The sequence below is a fragment of the Luteolibacter sp. Y139 genome (assembly GCF_038066715.1).
Lineage (GTDB): Bacteria > Verrucomicrobiota > Verrucomicrobiia > Verrucomicrobiales > Akkermansiaceae > Haloferula > Haloferula soli.
The window spans coordinates 471896-490639 of the sequence record NZ_JBBUKT010000004.1; the positions used below are offsets into that span (position 1 = coordinate 471896).

Sequence of the window (18744 nt, forward strand, 5' to 3'; positions counted from 1 at the left end):
CCGTTGCGGGCGGGTCAGCGCGTGACGAGGATGTGGTAGAAACCGCGGCTGCCGGTTTGCACGGGCGCGACGAGCTGCAGGGTGCTACCGTTGCCGGTCTGTGGGGAGCCGATGTTTTGCCACGAGCCCTCGGTGAGGTCGGGTGAGTACTGGATTTGGTAAACGTGTCCGGGCACCGAGCTTGCGACTGACATGGAGAGATTGCCGCCGGGGTGTGGCGTGGTGAGGGAGGCGTTGCGGATTTCCCCGTCGGTGATGGGTGCCGACTCGGGTGTGGCGCTGGCTTCCGTGGAGTCGGCTCCGGTGCCGGTGAAGTTGGTGGCGCTGACGATGTAGTAGCGTGTGACGCCGGTGGGCAGGGCGGTGTGGAGGAAGGCGGGCTGAGAGAGGCCGCTGCCGACGATGGTGTAGGGGCCGCCGGCGGTGGTGGCGGACTTGACCGTGTAGCTGGAGGCGTAGGGGACGGCTTCCCATGAGAGCTGGACCTGCTGGAACTCGCCGGTGGCTTCCAGTCCGGAGGGAGCGGCGAGCGGTGAGGCGAAGGTGGCGATTTCCTCCGTGGTCATGGCGCGGGAGTAGATGCGGAAGTCATCCAGCGCGGCATTCAAGTAGGGATCATTCCACTGCGACTTGCCGAGGTAGTTCTGGGTGGTGGTGCCGAGGCTGACGGGCGAGAGGGTCATGGTGGTATTTTCGCCGACCTGAGCGCCATTCAGATAGAGGCGGCCGGTGGTGCCGGAAAGGACGACGGCGACGTGTGCCCACTCGCCGAGAGGCGTGACGATGTTGCTATTGATGATCTGCTCGGCGACCGACGGGGTGCGGATGGCGAAGCGAAGTTTGTTAGAGCTGCCGCCGGTGCCGTATTGGGTGCTGAGGAACATGTAGTTCGTGGTTCCGGTGCCGAAGTCGAAGATTCGCTGCCAAGTGGTGGGAGCTCCATTGAGGCGGACCCAGGTCATGAAGGTGGCATTGGTGAGTCCGCTGATGGTGCCGGTGGGGAGGGTGAGGTATTGGGAGGAGCTGCCGGTGAAGGAGAGGCTGTTGGAGAGCTTGCCGGCTTGCCAGGCTGGTGCATTCACGGTGGTGCCGTGCCAGCCGAGGCCGCTTGCGTCGGAGGCGGTGAGGCCTTCGCTTTCATCGAGCTTCAGATGGAGGCGAAGGTAGCTCGGGGTGGCGGCGACTTCAGTGGAGTTCGCGCTGGTGCCGAAGGCGTTCGTAGAGCCGACGACGTAGTAGCAGGTGGTGCCATTGGTGAGGCCGGTGTCGGTGAAGCTCGTGGTGGTGAGGCCGCTGGCGATCACGGTGTAGGGGCCGCCGCTGGTGGTGGAGCGCTTGACCTGATAGGTGCTGGCGAAATCGGCGGTGGTCCAGGTGAGGGGGATTTGCGTGTCGCCCGCGCCTGCGGTGAGGCCGGTCGGGATGACGGGCTGAGGATTGGCGGCGGCGGCGATTTCCGCGGCGCTCAGGGCGCGGCTGTAGATGCGGAATTCATCGAGTGCGCCATTGAGATACGGGTCGGCGGCGAACTGGGATTTGCCGAGGTAGTTCTGGGTGGTGATGCCTAGGCTGGTCGGCGAGAGGGTCATGCCGGTGTTCTGGCCGACTTGGACGCCATTGACGTAGAGCGTGCCGGTATTGCCGGAGCGGGTGACGGCGACGTGGGCCCAGGTGCCGACTGTGAGTGCGGTGGAGCTATTGATGATCTGCTCGCCGACGGAGGGTGTGCGGATGGCGAAGCGGAGCTTGGCGGTGTTCGGTGAAGTGCCGGTGTATTGCGGCGTGAGGAACATGTAGTTGTTCGTGCCAGTGCCGAAGTCGAAGATGCGCGAGAAGGTGGTGAATGCGCCGATCTTCACCCAGCAAGAGATGGTGTGGTCGGTGAGGCCGTTCACGATGCCGCTGGGGAGTGTCAGGTGCTGGCTGGCGGTGGCGGGGAGGTTGATAGCATTGCCGAAATTTCCGGCGGCCCATGCGGGTGTGTTGATGAGGGTGGCGTTGGTGCCATTGCCACTGGAGTCGGCGGCGGTGGTGCCGGTGGATTCATCGAACTTCAGGCGCAGAAGCAGGTCGGAAATGACGGCGGTTGCCTCGGTGGATGGCGCGCTTTCGCCCTGGGTGTTTACCGCGGTGACGATGTAGTAATAGGTGGTGCCGCTAACGACGGCGGTATCGACCAAGGTGGTGGCGGTGAGGCCGGTGGCGATGGTGGTATAGGGGCCGCCGCTGGTGGTGGCGCGTTTGACCTTATAGGTCTGGGCGGTGGCGCTGGTGTTCCAGGTGAGCGTGACCTTGTTGCCGAGAGGGCCAGCGTCGAGGCCGGTGGGGACGATGGGGGCGACTCCATTCAGCAGTGCGGCGACTTCCGAGGGGGTGAGGGCGTAGTTGTAGAGACGGAAGTCATCGATCCTGCCGGTGAAGAGGGGATCGGCGGCGAACTGGCTTTCGCCGAGGTAGTTCAACGCGAGGTTGATGTTGCTGGGGTCATTGGTGATGGTGCTGCTGGTGGCTTTGGCGACGCCGTTGACGTAGAGGGTTGCCGTATTGCCACCGAGGGTGATGGCGATGTGAGCCCAGGTGCCAGTGGGCAATGGCGAGGTATCGAGTGCTTGTTCGACGCCGTTTTCCTTGATGGCGAAGCGCATGTTGGAGCCATTCGAGGGCGTGAGGAAAAGGTATTCATCGGTGCCGCTGCCGAAGTCGAAGATGCGCTGATGGGCTGCACCGCCGTCCCACCAGACCCATGCGGCGACGGTGATGTCCTTGTAGAGGTATTGGGAGAGTGGGCCGAGGTCGGCGTTGTTCGAAGTGCCGTCGAAGGTGAGGGCCTGGGTGATAACGCCGGGGGTGTAGTTGGCGGTGCCGGTGATGGTGGCGGGTGGGCCGCCCTGGCTATCTGCGCCGGAGCCATCGAGAGTGTAGCGGGCGATAAGGCTGTTGCCGAAGACCGTGATGTTCAGCGTGGCGTCGGTGGTGGCACCGGTGTTGTCGGTCGCGCGGATGATGAAGCTGTTGATGCCGACATCGGAGAGGGCGGGTGTGCCGGAGAGTGCGCCATTTGTGGCGACGGCGAGCCATGAGGGTCCGCTGATTTTCGAGTAGGCGATGGAGGAACCGGTGTCCACGTCGCTGGCGCTGCCGGCGAGTGTGCTGGTGTAGGCGACGCCTTGGGTGACGGCAGGTTTGGTGAGGGGATTGAAGCTCCATGTGGGAGCGTCGTTGGTGTTGTTGACGGTGAGGTAGAGGTTTGCATCGTCCGTGGCTCCGGAAGGGTCGGTGACGCGCACGACGAAGAGGTTCGGGCCGACGTCGCCATTGGGAGGGGTGCCTGTAAGGGAGCCATTCGAGGCGACATTGAGCCACGTGGGGCCGCTGACTTTCGACCAAGTGAGGGTTCCTCCGTTGGCGTCGGTTGCGTCGTTCGCGAGTGTCTGGCCGGTGTAGGCGCTGTCTTCGGTTGCGTCCGGCTTGGTGATGGGATCGAGGGTGAAAGCGGGGGCTGTGTTCGCGCTCTGGCCCCAGAGCGAATAGACGTCGTTGCCGGAGAGGGCGTGGTTGTAGATGCGGAAGTCGTCGATGCGGCCGCTGAAATACGGATCGCCATTCCATATGCTCTTGCCGAGGTAGCAGAAGGGCTGGCCGAAGAGTGGATCGAGTGGTCCGGTCGCGGTGCCGACGGGCACGCCATTGACGTAGAGGGTAGCAGTGTCGCCATTGAGGGTGATCGCGACGTGGGTCCAGGTTGCCACGGGCATCGCTGGGCCGGTGATGGTGAGCGTGCCGTCGGTGCCGCGCGACGTGGTCATCTGGAAGCGCAGGAGGTTCGAGCCTGCGTTCACCGTGAGCATCATGTATTTTTCGATCTCGCTGCCGAAGTCGAAGACGCGTTGCCAGGCATTGCCGCCGTTCCAATAGACCCAGGAGGCGATGGTGATGTCGCGATAGTTGCCGGAGCCGGCGGGGAGCTGCACGTATTGGTCGGTGCCATTGAGCGAGATGGCTTGGCCGCTGAAGCCGGTCGCGTAGCCGGGGGCAGTGGCGCCACCCATGGCGGTGGCGTGGCGTGTGCCGATGGCGTCGCTGATGGTATTGTCGAAGGTGTAGCGGGTGACGAGATCGCGGGCGACGCGAAGTTCGGGGCTGTTGGCGGTTTCGCCTGACGGGGTGTTGGCGGAGACGACGTAGAACCACGCGTTGCTGTTAGAAACGGTAGTGTCGGTGGCGGTGAGATTGAGGGCGTCGGGAGTGGTGGCGATGGTGGTGTAGGGGCCGCCGGGGGTGGTGCTGCGTTTGAGGTTGTAGCTCGTCGCGTAGGTCGAGCCGAACCAGTTCAACGTCACGCGATTCTTACTCCAATAGCCTGTGAGTCCACTGGGTGTGGCACCGGCTGCGATGGGGTCGCGTGTCTGGGTGAGGGTGCCGAGGCCGATCCAATCCACGGCGGACGGATGATACTCGACGTGTGGGTAGCCCTCGGGCCGCGTCGTGTCCGCGGCGAGCTTGCAGTAGGGCGCGGCGATCCCCTTGATATTGGCGTAGTGGTTGTAAACCAGCTCGCCGACGATGTAGCCGAGACCCGGTGCGCCGGCGACGGCGCCTTCCGTGTAGGTGAGGCTGGCATTGCGGTGCTCGGTGTAGGGGACGCTATTGCCGAGATTGTATTTCGCGACGTATTCGAAGGCGCGCAGGACGCGATTGTTATCGTAGGCAAAGAGGTCATCGCCCTGGTTCCACGCGGTCTGGCAGAGCAAGGCCATGCAGTACCAGCCGCCCTGATTGTGGCCTTGGTCGCGTCCGGCTTCTTCGCCCTGGGCGAGGCCTTCGGGGTGCAGCATCCATGCGGCGCGTTCGACGCGTCCGTTGCCGGGACCGTATTTGAAGTAGTCGACCGCCTGCTGATAGACGGCGCGGTTGTCACAGAGCACGCCGATGGCTGCCATGGAGGCCATGTTGCAGGTGTCCCAATTGAGCCGGTAATGGGTGTTGCCGCCCTTGGACTCGGGGGTGCCGTGGTGCCGCCAGAGGAAGTCGAAGTTCGCGGGGTAAAAGACCCGCATCATCATGTCCTTGTAGGCCTGCTTTTCCGCCGCGGGCCAGCCGGGATAGGTGCTGAGAAGTTCCCCGCCGGTGGCGAAAAGGTAGCCGCAGATGCCTGCGGCGAGTGAAGCATTGGTGTCGCCGGTGACGCCGATGAGGTCCGACCAGACGTTGGCGATCTGGACGGCCCGGTCTGCGTAGGCAGTGTTGCCGGTGATGTGCCAGCGCAGTGCGAGCTCGTAGATCGCCTGCGCGTCCTGCTGAGAGCGCGTGTAATTGTTGGCTCCGGTGCCGCCGCGATTGATGTAGTCGACATTGTAGGCACCCCAGCCGGTCTGCGCGTAGGGGCTGGCGGCGAGTTGGTCGAAGTCCGCTTTCCATGGCTGTGCGTTCGCGGCCACTTTCGATGCCATGCGCGCGAGGTCGGCTGCCGAATGCAGAGTGCCTGGGTGCGAGAATGGTGTGTAGGGCGCGGAGGTCGCCGTCATGTTCACTTGGAACACGCGATCGCCGGTCAGCGGAGTGATCGTCGCGCCGTTGCGCGTGTAGGCTGCTCCGCCGCTGTAGGGATTGGCGTTTGTTCCCAGCCACTCGAAATAGGCGCTGCTGCCATTGCCGATGCGAAGATCGAAGCCGTAGGTGGTGTTCGGTTCGAGATGAACGCTGAACGGCAGATTGAAGGTGACGTAGGTGCCTGATCCGTTCGTGCTGGTGCCCGCTCCGGGATGGCCGGTTCCTCCGGAGGTGAAGCATTGAGCTGAGACGGTTGAGAATGCGGTTCCGTTCAGCTTTCCGATTTCGACGATGATGGGTCCGTTGGTGAAATTCAGGTCCCAGGAGGTGCGGTTGTTTCCGGAGGCGGTGTTGTTCGTGTAGCCTGCCATGCGGACGGTGAACGAAGTTGCGTCGTAGCCATTCGCATTGTTGCCGGTGAGGATGAGCTGTCCTTGGCGAGGTTGGTTGTTGGCGACGTAGGTGGTGGCGTCGTTTGCGGTGCCGTTGTTGGTGCCGCCGTCGGAGTTCACGCCTGAGCCGCCGATGTTTGCGGCGTCGAAGGTGGCGCCGGTCCATTGAGAGATGCTGGCGGGTGCGCTGGTGGGCTGTGTGGATGAGTAGGAGATCGTCGAATTGAAGGAGAGCGGGTGCGCGTGGGTGAGCGCTGTGCTCGAAAGCAAGACGGCGGCGAATGCGAGATGCCGAGTGCCAGCGAAGGGAAGAGAGCGGAAGGTCATCCGGGTTTTCATGGCTGAGCGTTCGCCATGGACGTGTTCGCTTTGTTCGCCGTGCCGTTTTGGGTTCGATGAAGGCGCGAAAGAGAGCGATGAGCGAAGTCCAGTGGTCGCCCTTACAACTATGGTGGTGTGGGCTCGACGTTGACTCGCGGGGTGTTTTCCGTGGTAAGCGGAGGAGAGAATACGCGGTGAGTTTGTGGAGAGGTCGATAAGGAGAGGGTTCGTTCTTGTTGCCTTTGCTTTGAATTACGGGACGACAGGAGTGTCGTCCCTCCTCAGGGGCGTGGGGGTGGTGGGGGCCAGGAGAACTGCTTCGACCGCACTCGGAGAGTGCGGACTACAATGAAAAGCCCGCCGGCCTGCGGTGGCAGGGCGGCGGGCTGGGGTGGTAGGGTTGAGTTGGTTCGTTAGTTGCCGGCTTTGACTCGGGCGTAGAGGCGGGCGCCGCTGCCGGTGGGGATGGCGGCGGTGATGGCGTCATTCGGTGAGCCATTGGTGACGCTGAAGGTCACGCCGCTGACGGTTCCTGATGCCGCGGGGACGGCGACGGTGGTCCAACCGGTGAGGTTGCTGCCATACTCGATCGCGAGCGGGGCATCGCCATTGGTGACGGCGAGGTCGCTGCGGGAGAAGGACAGCACGAAGTTCGAGCCGGACTTGCTACCGGTGGGAAGCAGGGCGAGCTCGCGAACGCTTGGGTTTCCGCCGAGGGCATACTCGATGAAGTTCGAGATGCCATCGCCGTCCGGATCATCGGTGGGGTCCTGATCGCCTGCGGCGAGGCCGAAGCCGCTGACCCACGAGGCGAAGTTGCCACTGCCACCGGAGACTGCGAGGGAGAGCACGCCGGTGCTTTCGCTGAAGGACCAGGTGTTGTTTCCGTCGACCTTGGTCCAGACGTTCGATACCTCGGTGAAGCCGGGGATATTGAAGGTGACGACGCTGTAGGACTTGCTGGCGACATCGACCAAGGTCCAGGTGTTGCCATTGGCGACGGCGGCTCCGGTGAGGTCGATATTGAAGGTGCCGTCGAAGCTGGCGAGGCCGGCACCGGTGACCTTGTTAGACACGTGGTTGGCAGCTGGCTTGAAGGCGAGGCTGCCGGAGGACACGATGGCGAGGGTGGTGCCGCTGTTGACCACGGTATTGCCGGTGTAGGTGTTTTGGGCGGACAGGATGGTGGTGCCGGTGCCGGTGAAGGTCAGGGCGCCGCTGCTGTTCGCAACCAGGGTGGCTTCGCCGCCGATGGTGCCGGTATTCCCGATGCCACCGCCGACGAGGCTGAAGACCGGCGGGGTGGTGTAGCCGATGCCGGGGTTCGTGACGGTGATGCCGGTGAGATTGCCACTGGCATCGACTTCAGCGACGGCGGTAGCGCCGGTGCCATCGCCGGTGATCTGGACAACCGGCGGGGCGATGAAGCCGGAGCCGGATGGGATGAGGCCGGTGGCGGAGACGCCATTGCCAGTCGGTGCGAGCAGGGCCTGGCCGATGGTGATGTTATTGCCGCCATTGGCGATGGTGCCGCCGCCGGCGTGGACGTAGGCATTCGTGAGGCCAGTGAGGAAGGTGGCGCTGGCCGTATTCGCGGTGAGCGTGCCTCCATTGAAGTTCAGCGTGCCGGTGCCTGCGCCCTTGGTGACTGCGGGAGTGGTGACATTGCCGCCGAGGAGGTTGGCGATGCCGACGCCGGCTGCGACGCGGCCGAGTTGGAGGCCATTGTTACCCACGGCGATATTGAGCGCGGCATTGCCGGAGACGCTGAGGCGACCGGTGCCGGCTTCGCCGAGCCAGAGGCCATTGTCGCCGGTGCCGCTCACATTGAAGACCGCGGAGCCGGTGAGGCGCATGACGCCATTGCTGCCGGTGCCTGCACCATTGGTGATGGGCGAGATGGTCTGATTGTAGATGCCGCCGGTCTGGACGAAGACGCCGGAGCCGGTGCCCAGGCCGAGGGCGAGGAAACCTCCGACATTCGTAGTACCTCCGGTCTGGGTGTAGGCACCGTAGGCGCCATTCACGCCGCCTGCCGCGAGCTGGCGGTAGGTGGTGAGCGAGCCCGAGTTCAAGCGGACGGCGCCGGCACCGGTGCCATTGGTGGCGATGGTGAGCGAGCCGCGGAAGGCGACGGCGTCGGCGTTGTTGACGGTGTGGTAGTCAAGGGTCGCGCCATTGATTTCGAGGATGCCATTGGCAGCGGCGGTGGAACCGACAACGGAGGTCAGATTCGTGATGACCGCGCCGGCCGGGCCGGTGGCTCCGTAGGTGCCGGTGTTATTCAGCACGAGCTTGCCGTTTTCGACATTGAGGTTGCCGGTGGCGAAGTTGCTGTTGTTCGTGAGCGTCCAGTTGGCGGCGCCGCGCTTGACGATGCCGGTGCGTCCGACGCCCGCGCCGTCGCGGATGAGGGTGCCGGTGCTCTGGTCGGTGGTGATGTTCCAGTAGCCCCACTTGGTGTTAGGGGTGTTGTTTTCCAAAATGCCGCTGCCGGTGAGGCCGGTGGCGAGGATGTCTTCACCCATGCCGATGATGCCGGCCTGGATGTCGACCTTGCCCTGGAGATTCGACGCAGCGCCGGAGAGGCGGAGTCCGCCCGCGCCGGTCTTCACGAGGTCGTAGAAGGCGCTGGTGATCGGGCCGCTGCCGAGGTTGCCAGCGGCGACATTGACGGTGCGCGCGGTGCCGGTGCCACCGAGGGTGACGGCGCCGGTGCCCAGTGCGAGGTCATTGGTGCCGGTGAAGGTGAAGTCGGCATTCCACTGCTGGGGCTTGGCACCGGTGAGGGTGACGGCAGCGCCGCTGGTATTGTCGATCACGCCGCCAGCGATCTCGAAGATGCCGGGGCCGGTGCCGAGTGCGCCTGCGCTATTCAGATTCAGCGTGCCGGCTTCCAGATGGAAGTCGCCGGTGAAGGTGGTGCTGGCACCGGACAGGGTGAGAGCGGCGGTGCCCTGTTTCCGGACGACGCCTGCTCCGGCTAGGGCGTTGCCATAGGTCTTGGCCGAGGCGGGATTGAGGAGCAATTCCGCGCCGGAGACGATGGTGATGGTCGAGCTGGTGCCGATGGAGCCGGTCACCTCGACGGTGCCCTGATTGATCTGGGTGGTGCCGGTGTAGGTGTTATTAGTGGCGATGGTCAGCTTGCCGAATCCATTCTTGGTGAGGGTGCCGGCGGTGATGCCGAAGCTGCCGGTGCTGGAGAGCGTGTAGTCGAGGTCGTTATTGAAGACGACGGTGCTGGGATTGACGTTCGACGCGAGATTGACGGTGAGGCGTGACGCGTTGTCATTGAAGATCACCGGGCTATTCGTGGAGAACTCGATGCCGTTGCTCAGATAGGACCAGTTCTTGGATCCTCCGACGGCGGCGGTGGTCCAGTCGGCGCTCTGGGTGCCGGTCCAGATGAGCGACTCGCCGGTGATGCGGATGGCGATCGCGGAGCCGGTATTGATGATCTGCGCGGTCTGGTTCGGATTGAGTCCGGGGATGGTGCCGAGCGTGAAGTGGGCGAGGCTGCCGGTGAAGGTGCCGGAGTATTCGATGACCGGGTAGTTCGTGCCGCTGGTCCAGACGCCGGTGGCATTGGTGGCATTCACGGTGATCAATCCCGCGGCATTGGTGGCGAGATTGGTGGTGGCGAAGTTGCGGTCCATCGTGGTGCCATTCGCGACGACGGTGAGAGCGGCCGCGCCCTGGAAGGCGAGGGAGACCGAGACGAGCTGGGCCGCGCTGCCATTGCCAGCGGTGAGGCTGTTCGTGGCGTTATTGGCGACGGTCAGGTTATCGATGGCGCCTGCGGCATCGATGGCTCCCGACGTGAGGGTGACGGGCACGGAGATGATGCCATTCGAAGTGAGCTTGGCGCCGGTGCCATTGATGCCGATGCCGCTGCCCCAGGAGAAGAAGAGGCCGGATGGGACATTCAGGGTGCCTGCGGAAACGGTGGTCGCACCGGTGTAGCTGGAAGCGCCGCCGGAAAGCGTAAGGATGCCGGTGCCGAGCTTGGTCAGGCCGCCATCGCCGGAGACTCCGGAGACGAGCGACTGGGGGATGGTGACGTTGACGCCATTGGTGTCGACCTTGGCACCGCCGGCGAGGATCTTGGCGGATTGGTTGGCACCGCCGAGGTCGAGGAAGTTCGCGCTATTGGCGGCGGCCTTGAGGGTGCCGCCATTGAAGTTGAAGGCAACGGTGCCGCTGTCCTGGCTGGTGATGATCTGGCCGATGGTCAGGGTGCCGCCATTCAGGTTGAAGCTATTGTTGATGGTGCCGCTGGTGGACGCCTGGTTCAGGTCGATGACGCTGGCACCGCTGAGGACGGCGTTGTTATTGCCAGTGAAGCCGGTGATGGCGCCCGCGTTCAGGGTGACGAAGCTGGTGCCGGCCGCCGCGGCGCTGGTGCTGAAGCGGATGTCGGTGTTGGTATTGAGGTTGATGTTGCCGCCGTTGATGGTGAGCTCGCCCTTTGACCCGACGGTGTCGTTCACCTTCAGCCAGCGTTCGGTGGCGTTGGCGACATTGAGCGTGCCGCTGTCGAGGGTGAGCCTGCCGGTGCCGGTGCCGGCGTAGCCGAAGACGAGGTCGCGCTCGAAGGTGGCGGTGCCGCCATTGAGATGGAGCGTGCCGACGGCTCCGTCGGCCATGCCGATGCGGGTCTGGTTGGAATTGGCGGTCTGCTTGACGGTGGAGGTGCCGTTGAGCTCGATGAAGGCGGTGGTATTCGCCGACTGCGCGATGTTGACCGTATTGGCCAGGGTGAGAGCGGAGGTGCCATTGGTCTGGATCGTGAAGTTCGATCCGGCGGACTCGGCGATGTTGCTGGTGGTGGAGACGGTGAGGACGGAGGCGTCGTTGAGCGTGAGCGTGCCCTTTGGCGTGCAGGCAGCATTTCCGCCATTGAAGCCGAGGCTCATATTGACGGGGGTGATGCTGGAGGTGTTGTTCAGCGTGAGGTTCGAGGTGGTGGCGCCGGTGCCATTGCCGCGGCCGATGCTGACCCAGTCGATGCCATTCAGGATGGTGGCATTGTTGAGCGTGACCTGGGTATTGGTGCCGACGGTGTCGAGGCCGCCGACGACGAACTCACCATTGTTGGTGGTGATGTTGTTGGTGTAGGTGCCGCCATTGAAGATGGTGGTGCCTTCCTTGAGGACAGCGCCGAAGATGGCGGCGCCATTGACGGTGGCGCCTTCCTTGAAGGCAGCGCCGCCGGAGAGGGTGAGGGTGCCGGTGCCGGTCTTGTAGAGGGCGGCCTGGCCGCCGGCGGCGAAGGCGAGATTTGAGGCGACGGACCAATTGCCCGAGCCGGTGAAATTCAGGAGGTGATTGCCACCGCCGCCGAGGCCGAAGACGACGTCCGAATTGACGGTGACGGTGTTCGATGAGGCGTTGGTGAAGGTCTGGGTGGATGCCGCGCCGCCGAGGGTGATGGCGAAAGTGTCCGTGCCATTGCCGAGGGTGAGGGAACCGGAGCCTGCGGCGAGGTTGATGTTATTGATGCGGAGCGAAGAGGTATTGCTTCCGGAGTCGAGGCTGACTGCGCTGGTCTGTGCGGCGGTGATGTCGAGATTCAGGCCGGTGTTTCCGGCGACGCCGGCGAGGAGGGCATTGCTATAGACCAGCGAGAGAGGTCCGGCGGGAGTGCCATTCCATTGGGCGGTGTCAGGAGTGGCGGCGCTTGGCAGGACATCGCCGGTCCAGTTTTCAGCGGTGCCGATGTCGGTGCCGGTGGTGGCGGGACCTCCATCCCAGATGACGGTGGCGGCATAGGCGGGATGGCCGGCGGTCATGGCCGCGACGAGAGAGATCAGGAATGGCGACGAGCCATTTCCAAGCAGGGTCGGTCTACGAGACTTCATAAGTAGGGTCGGTGGATTCGATGGTGTTATCTTGGGTGGGCTAACAGCAGCGGCGCTGGTGCGCGGGCACGGGTGTTCCGGGCTTGGGAAGAGGCAATGGTCGTCCTCTAACAGGTCCGGCGGGAACCGCTGTCTAAACTGCGTTCAGGGAACAAAGGGTGGCTGCGGAACGCTGCATGCCACCCGGGTGCAAGATGCTTGGGGCTGTGATCCTGTGCGGATCACGGGGGTTTCGAGTGTTTCTTTCGGTTAGGAAGTAATCGACAAGTCGGGTTGCTTGACTCGGGCTTCGGGCGCACCCGCCACGCAGTTTCACCTGCGTGGCTTAAGGTGGAGACAAGCTAACGCACGCGTGCGGTGGCTGCTTGTAGGATTCCGGGAAGCCTTTGTATGATTCCTCATCACCCGTTCGGGGGAGATGAAGAGTGGCTTGATTATACCCGCCACTAACAAACGACGAGGAGGTGGCGATGATGTCCGCTCCAAACTCACCGGTCATCCCGGAGAACGGGGTGAATGGTGATGCGTCATTCATTGGCACGTGGTGTAGGTTTGTGGGTTGGATTTCACGAGGCCGGACTTTCGAGATCAAAGCTGCCCGGCTCATTCGTCGTGAAACTAGGAGCCGATGTCGCGTGATCGGAAGTGGTCGCGCGTTTACGCTGGTAAGCAGCTGCGGAGTGTTGTCCGCTTTCCACGGAAACATGGAAACGAGGTGCGGGCGCGATGGCCGGAGGCAAGCTGCGCCGCACCTGCCATCCGATGCGAAACGAGGGCTTTTCCCGTGGCGCAATTTAACGCAAATTTCCCTGTCCATGACTCCTGCCGTTGTCACTCCGCCGGTCGCCGCGAATGCCTCGCTGCGCCGGGCCCTTGACCTGTGTCTTGCGAAGACGCGCCGCAATATCGAGGCGCTTGCCGAGCGTCCGGCGACATGGGCATTTGCGGTGGACGGCCACTATCCAGAGTGGAACGAGGGGTTCTACGAGATCGGAAACTGGACGAGTTCCTTCATCACGGGGATGGCGCTGCTGGCGTGGCGTGAGACGGAGGACGAGCATTTCATCCGCCAGGTGGAGAGACTGGAGCCATGGTATGCGGCGAAGGTGGGTGAGCATGCGGAGGAGACGATGCATGATCTGGGATTTCTCTATTCGCTCTACTCGGTGGCGCTCTACAAGCTGACCGGTGAGGCGAGACATCGCGAGATGGGGCTGAAGGCCGCGGAGGTGCTGGCAGGGCGTTTCGTGCCGAAGGGTGGATACATCCGTGCGTGGGGGCGGATGGATGATGTGGCGAACGACTATGAGGGGCTGGCGATTATCGACTGCATGATGAACCTGCCGCTGCTGTATTGGGCGGCGGAGGAAACGGGCGATCTGCGTTTCAAGGAGATCGCCGTGCGTCACAGCGATATGACCCTGCGCTGGTTCGTGCGGGCGGATGATTCGGTGTATCACGCGTATCGCTTCGATCCGGTGCTGGGATCGCCGGCGGGTGGTGACAACTACTGCGGTCGTAGTATTGATAGCCATTGGGCGCGCGGGACGGCATGGGCGATCTATGGCTTCGCGATGGGGTATCGCTATACGGGAAATAGCGACTATCTGGGGGCTGCGGTGCGGGTGGCGCGGAGGTTTATTTCGCTGCTCGATGAGGAAGTGGTGCCGGTATGGGACTTCCGGATGGAGAAGGGTGCGCCGGTGATTTGTGATTCATCGGCGGCGGCGGTGGCGGTGTGTGCGTTCCAGGAGTTGGAGGCGGTGGGCGCGGCGGATGAGGGGATCAGCGCGGCCAAGAGGGCGTTGCTGGAGCGGCTGTGCTCGGAGGACTATCTGGATCACGATCTCGCGGTGGAGGGGGTGCTGAAGCACGGGCAGGTCGGCGATGGGGTGGGCAAGGCGAAGAGTGCCTATACGAGCTGGGGTGATTATTACCTGATGGAGGCTCTGGCCCGTGAGATGGGGATGAAGGAGACGTGGTGGTAGGCACTTCCGATCAAGACGCCCATGCCTCGCGAATACCTGTCTGTCCACACGCTCGGCGATACGATCGTCCGCTATCCTCACGATCCGGTAACGGGGCGGGTGGGATTGGAGATGCTGCCGGCTTCATTGGCAGATCGGGTGGTGGAGCCGCGTGAATCGTTGCGGGGCGAGGCGTTCATTGATGTGCTTCCCGGGAATGACTTGTGGCCTGCGCGGCCGGTGGAGTCGCTGTTGCAATTCAAGCTGGTGGGGGATGCCTATCCGGGAGCGTTTGCGCAGGGGCATACGATGCGGAACTCGGAGAGCCTGGGGCGCTTCGCTTTGGCCGGGCAGCGGGTGGTGGAGGATGAGGAGATGACGGTGATCGAAACGAAGCTTGCGAGTGAGGATGGCTTGGTGGCGACTCATCGCTTGAGCTGGAAGAAGGGGGATGGGGCGTTTGTGGTGAGCAGCGGGTTTGTGAATGATTCTAACAGGCCTGTGAGGCTTGAGATGCTGGCGAGCTTTTCGTTGGCGGGGATCTCGCCGTTTCACGAGGCGGATGCGCCCGGGCGGCTGAAGGTGCATCGCTTTCGTTCCGCGTGGAGCGCGGAGGGGCGGCATGAGTGCCGGAGCGTCGAGGAGCTTCACTTGGAGCGCTCGTGGAGTGGAGCGGCAGGTTTTAGCGAGCGTTTCGGACAGCTGGGGACGATGCCGGTGCGGCGGTGGTTTCCTTTTGTGGCGGTGGAGGATGCGGTGCCGGGTGTGCTGTGGGGCGCGCAGTTGGCGTGGGCGGGATCGTGGCAGATGGAGGTGTTCCGCCAGCATGATGATGTGGCGATTTCAGGCGGGCCGGCGGACCGGGAGTTCGGGCATTGGGTGAAGACGTTGGAGCCGGGTGAGTCGCTTGAGAGTCCGGCTGCCACGGTTGCTTGTGTGCGGGGTGGGCTGGATGACCTTTGTGATCGCCTTACTGCGATGCAGGATGCGGCGGTCAATCTGCAGCCGGAGGTTGAGCAGGATTTGCCGGTGGTTTTCAACGAGTGGTGCACGACTTGGGGAGATCCTTCGCATGAGAAGCTGTGTGCGATCGCGGACCGGCTGAAGGATTCGGGGGTGCGCTATCTGGTGATCGATGCGGGGTGGTACAAGTCAGCTGATACGGACTGGAGTAGTGGTCACGGGGATTGGAATCCGAGCGAGACGCTGTTTCCGACGGGACTCAAAGCGACGGCGGATGCGATCCGTGAGCGTGGCTTGATCCCGGGGTTGTGGTTCGAGATGGAGACGGTGGGATCGCAGAGTGTTGCCTTCAAACTGGGTGAGCATTTCATCACGAGGGATGGCGTGCCGGTGACGGTGCGGGAGCGGCGGTTTTGGGATCTGTGTGATCCGGTGGCGATCGGCTATCTGACGGAGAAGGTGATCGATTTGTTAGAGAGCTGCGGCTTCGGGTATCTCAAGGTGGACTACAATGAGACGGCGGGGTTTGGGTGTGATCATCCGGACTCGCAGGGCGAGGGGCTGCGGCTGCAGATCGAGGGGACGTATCGATTTTTCGAGAAGATCCGCGAGCGTTTGCCGGAGCTGGTGATCGAGAATTGCTCGTCGGGAGGGCACCGGCTGGAGCCATCGATGATGGCTCGGACGGCGATGTCGTCGTTCTCGGACGCGCACGAGTTGGTGGAGATCCCGCTGATTGCGGCGAATTTGCACCGGCTGATCTTGCCGCGGCAGAATCAGATTTGGGCGGTGCTCCATCCGCGTGATTCGCTGCAGAGGATTCAATATAGCCTGGCGGCGACGTTTCTGGGGAGGATGTGCTTGTCGGGGGATGTGGCTGGATTGCCGAAGGAGTCGTGGGAGCTGGTGCGGGAGATGATCGCGCTTTATGAGAAGGCTGCGCCGGTGATCAAGTACGGGAGGAGTCGTAGGTTTGGCGAGGTGGGGGAGAGTTGGAGGCATCCGCAGGGATGGCAGGCGGTGGTGCGGATGTCAGGGGGACAGGCGCTGGTGGTGGTGCATGCGTTTGCGAATGCGCCTGAGGAGGTGGTGGTTCCTTTGGCGGGCGAGTGGGCTCCTGTTGGGGGCGCACCGCAGCCGTTGGATGGAGAAATCCGAGTGGCGACCGGAGGTGACTTCAGCGGTCACGTGTGGCTCTACGAGCGGCGCTAGCGCCGGTCGGGGAGGGTCGAGCCGTCGACCCAGGAGCCTTCGACGAGGATCTGGCGGAAGATCTTGGGAATGCCGCGGGCGCCGTCGTTGATGAGGGAATTCAGCATGAGGAGGCCGACGCGGCCGATCTCCTCGGGGTGCTGGTCGATGCCAGCGTCGGCCTGTGCATCAAGGACGCTGGTGACGGCGAGGGCGACATCGTCGGGGATGCGGATGCCTTGCTTGCCTAACAGGTCAGGGACTTCGGCGAGGTCGGTGAAAATGGCTTCCACCTTATGCTTCTTGATCCAGGTGGCGATGGACTTGGATTTCTCACCGGCGGACAAGGCGCCGAGTGCCATGACGGGAACGCGATCCTTGTCGGGAATCGAGCGCTGGGCGAGGGCGTAGCCGCCTTCGAAGAGATGGCCGCTTTCACGAAGGCGTTTCTCCTCGATGACGAGGCCCACGCGTCGGTAGCCGCGCCTGAGGATCTCGTGGATGGCCAACATGGTATTGGCGACCTGATCCGCGGTGACGATGTGGGTGTGCGGCTTGCCGAGACTGCGGCCGAAGCGAACGAGCGAATAAGATGACCACGGGAAATCACCCCAATCGGGTTGCTCCCGATGAGGTGGGAGCAGCAGGCCGCGGATGCCGCGGGTGGAGAGGATCTGGTGGAGGCGCTTCGGGCTGCATTCGCGGCCGACGCGGAATTCTTCCAAGCGATATCCGAACTTTTCGGCGGCGGCGCTGGCGCCGAGCCAATAGGCATCGAACTCGCGGAAGGAGCGGAGCTCATCCGGCTGGGGCCATGCATTGATCCATGCGATGGCGGCCTGGATGGCGGGGTTCGACTTGCTCTGGCGGTAGCTGGCCAGGGCGGTGAGCATCGGATCGGGGCGGTAGCCGACTTGCTCGGCGTAGTTGCGGATCTTTTCCTTGAGCGTGGCGGAGATGCGCGGGCTATCGCGCAGGGCCATGGAAACCGCGGCATGGCTGACGCCGAGCTGGCGTGCGATGTCCCGCAGGCTGAAGCGGCGGTTTTCGGGTTCCGGGGTCATGCCGTGGGTTTGCTACGGGACGAATCGTAGCACGGTGATTGTCTCCGCGGGATGCCGAGGGTGTCAATTTACCAGTGTAACGCAGGTGCTTTCCGTGGTTACTTGTGAGCGGCTTCTTCCTTTCGCAGCTGTTGGACGATGGTGGAGATCTTCTCGACGGTCGTGAGGACGCGGGCGGCGAAGACGGGATCCTTGGCTTTCTTGGCGCGGAGGCGGTAGGTGAGCAGGGCGCGCTCGAAGAAGGCGGGGCCGGTTTCGTCGTCGCGGCGGCGGAGTTGATGATCCACCCGGTCTTCGGCGGTCCATGGGTCATTGCTTACAAGGAGTCCGATCTGGAAGAATTCTCCTGAATCATCGAGGTGGAGGAAGCACTGGACGTTTTCCTGGATGAGGCGCTTGGGGTCTTCCGGACCGATCATCCATTCGATGGTGCCGTGGCCATCGTAGGGCTGCATCTTTGGCTGGGTGATGCAGACCTTGGCACCGTCGATTTCCATGATGGCGATGGGTTGCTTGCTGTGTTCGTCGGTGTCCCAGTCCTTGGGGAAGGGGATGTCGAACTTCAGCTTCATGCGGGCCGGGAGTTTTTCGAGCGAGGCGATGATGAATTTTTCCTCGGCGGAGCGCTCGGGTTCGGCGGCGTGGGCGGGGAGAAGCAAGAGGCCGAGGATGAGGGCGAGGGCGAGGGCGAGGGCTCCGGTTTTCATGGGATGAGTGATGGCAGGGAAAGTTGGAGGGGGCGAGAGTGGGAGGATGATTTTACCTGGAATTGGCGGAGTTGTTATGGGAGCAACTTGATGCCGGAGGAAGGGTTCTTGTTGGGAACGCATTCACCTGGAGATTTCTTGGTGAGCCTCCCCAAATAGCCATGAAATCGAACGTGTTCTTGCTGTGCCTGGTCCTTGGTTTTTCCCCGGGTCTTCGAGCTGAGGAGGAAAAGGGCATTCCCTACAACAGCGTCGACAAGACGATGGCGCTGCTGGACGGCCGGAAGATGGACGGGGTGGAGTGTGTGCCCTTCTTTGTCCGGACGGATGAAGGTCAGCCGACTCTGTTACCAGCGGACGCGAACTTTCGCATCGTCACGTGGGATGGGGAGACGGTGAAGCTCAAGTGCGAGCCGCTGGATCAGGTGCCGGCCGGCGAGCTGCCCGAGATCGAAGAGACGATGAAGAAGGATGGCTTCACCCACGTGCTGTGGATGCCGAAGGGTGTGAAGGCGTATCTCGATGGGTCGATACTTCACTCGCTGCCGAAGGGCACGGTGAGGATGTCGCAGGGACTTTCCATCAAGAAGACATTCAAGCTGGGTGGGAAGAAGGATCCCAAGCCGGAGCCAAAGAAGCCATGATGATGGAAGGCTGAGCAGGAAACAAAAAAGCACCCGGCCCGCGAAGGGACCGGGTGCTGTGAAGACAAGACGAGGCGGGGA

The 18744-nt window shown here is 63.0% G+C and carries 7 protein-coding genes; 3 read left to right on the top strand and 4 right to left on the bottom strand.

The genetic code is table 11. The annotated features are described in order from the left end of the window. Positions 1–14: 14 nt before the first annotated feature. Both WKV53_RS13020 and WKV53_RS13025 read right to left on the bottom strand, forming a co-directional pair. Complete coding sequence (locus WKV53_RS13020; RefSeq protein WP_341405036.1) at positions 15–6281, bottom strand: LamG-like jellyroll fold domain-containing protein; 6267 nt, start codon at positions 6279–6281, stop codon at positions 15–17. Positions 6282–6676: 395 nt separating this feature from the next. Continuing rightward, a complete protein-coding gene (locus WKV53_RS13025; protein WP_341405037.1) occupies positions 6677–12127 on the bottom strand; it encodes a beta strand repeat-containing protein in 5451 nt (1816 codons plus the stop codon). Positions 12128–12942: 815 nt separating this feature from the next. Here WKV53_RS13025 and WKV53_RS13030 point away from each other — a divergent pair. Both WKV53_RS13030 and WKV53_RS13035 read left to right on the top strand, forming a co-directional pair. Next, positions 12943–14115: a glycoside hydrolase family 88 protein gene (locus tag WKV53_RS13030; RefSeq protein WP_341405038.1), complete on the top strand. Its 1173-nt coding sequence runs from the start codon at positions 12943–12945 to the stop codon at positions 14113–14115. 21 nt (positions 14116–14136) lie between these two features. Next, positions 14137–16269, top strand: a complete 2133-nt coding sequence (locus WKV53_RS13035; RefSeq protein ID WP_341405039.1) for an alpha-galactosidase — start codon at positions 14137–14139, stop codon at positions 16267–16269. Here WKV53_RS13035 and WKV53_RS13040 read toward each other — a convergent pair. Further along, positions 16266–17312 (bottom strand): LacI family DNA-binding transcriptional regulator, encoded by a 1047-nt coding sequence (locus WKV53_RS13040; protein ID WP_341405040.1) that lies wholly within the window; start codon positions 17310–17312, stop codon positions 16266–16268. The two genes, WKV53_RS13035 and WKV53_RS13040, sit on opposite strands and share 4 nt — an antisense overlap. A gap of 98 nt (positions 17313–17410) precedes the next feature. Next, the gene (locus WKV53_RS13045) at positions 17411–18019 is read right to left on the bottom strand and encodes a hypothetical protein (RefSeq protein ID WP_341405041.1); all 609 of its coding nucleotides are present in this window, start codon (positions 18017–18019) and stop codon (positions 17411–17413) included. Between the two features lie 161 nt (positions 18020–18180). Here WKV53_RS13045 and WKV53_RS13050 point away from each other — a divergent pair, with 161 nt between their 5' ends. Then, positions 18181–18663, top strand: a complete 483-nt coding sequence (locus WKV53_RS13050) for a hypothetical protein (RefSeq protein WP_341405042.1) — start codon at positions 18181–18183, stop codon at positions 18661–18663. The last annotated feature ends 81 nt before the right edge of the window (positions 18664–18744 follow it).

Excerpts from the sequence above, each read along its gene's own strand:
- WKV53_RS13020 (WP_341405036.1), bottom strand. The coding sequence starts at position 6,281 with ATGAAAACCCGGATGACCTTCCGCTCTCTTCCCTTCGCTGGCACTCGG.
- WKV53_RS13025 (WP_341405037.1), bottom strand. The coding sequence starts at position 12,127 with ATGAAGTCTCGTAGACCGACCCTGCTTGGAAATGGCTCGTCGCCATTC.
- WKV53_RS13030 (WP_341405038.1), top strand. The coding sequence starts at position 12,943 with ATGACTCCTGCCGTTGTCACTCCGCCGGTCGCCGCGAATGCCTCGCTG.
- WKV53_RS13035 (WP_341405039.1), top strand. The coding sequence starts at position 14,137 with ATGCCTCGCGAATACCTGTCTGTCCACACGCTCGGCGATACGATCGTC.
- WKV53_RS13040 (WP_341405040.1), bottom strand. The coding sequence starts at position 17,312 with ATGACCCCGGAACCCGAAAACCGCCGCTTCAGCCTGCGGGACATCGCA.
- WKV53_RS13045 (WP_341405041.1), bottom strand. The coding sequence starts at position 18,019 with ATGAAAACCGGAGCCCTCGCCCTCGCCCTCGCCCTCATCCTCGGCCTC.
- WKV53_RS13050 (WP_341405042.1), top strand. The coding sequence starts at position 18,181 with ATGAAATCGAACGTGTTCTTGCTGTGCCTGGTCCTTGGTTTTTCCCCG.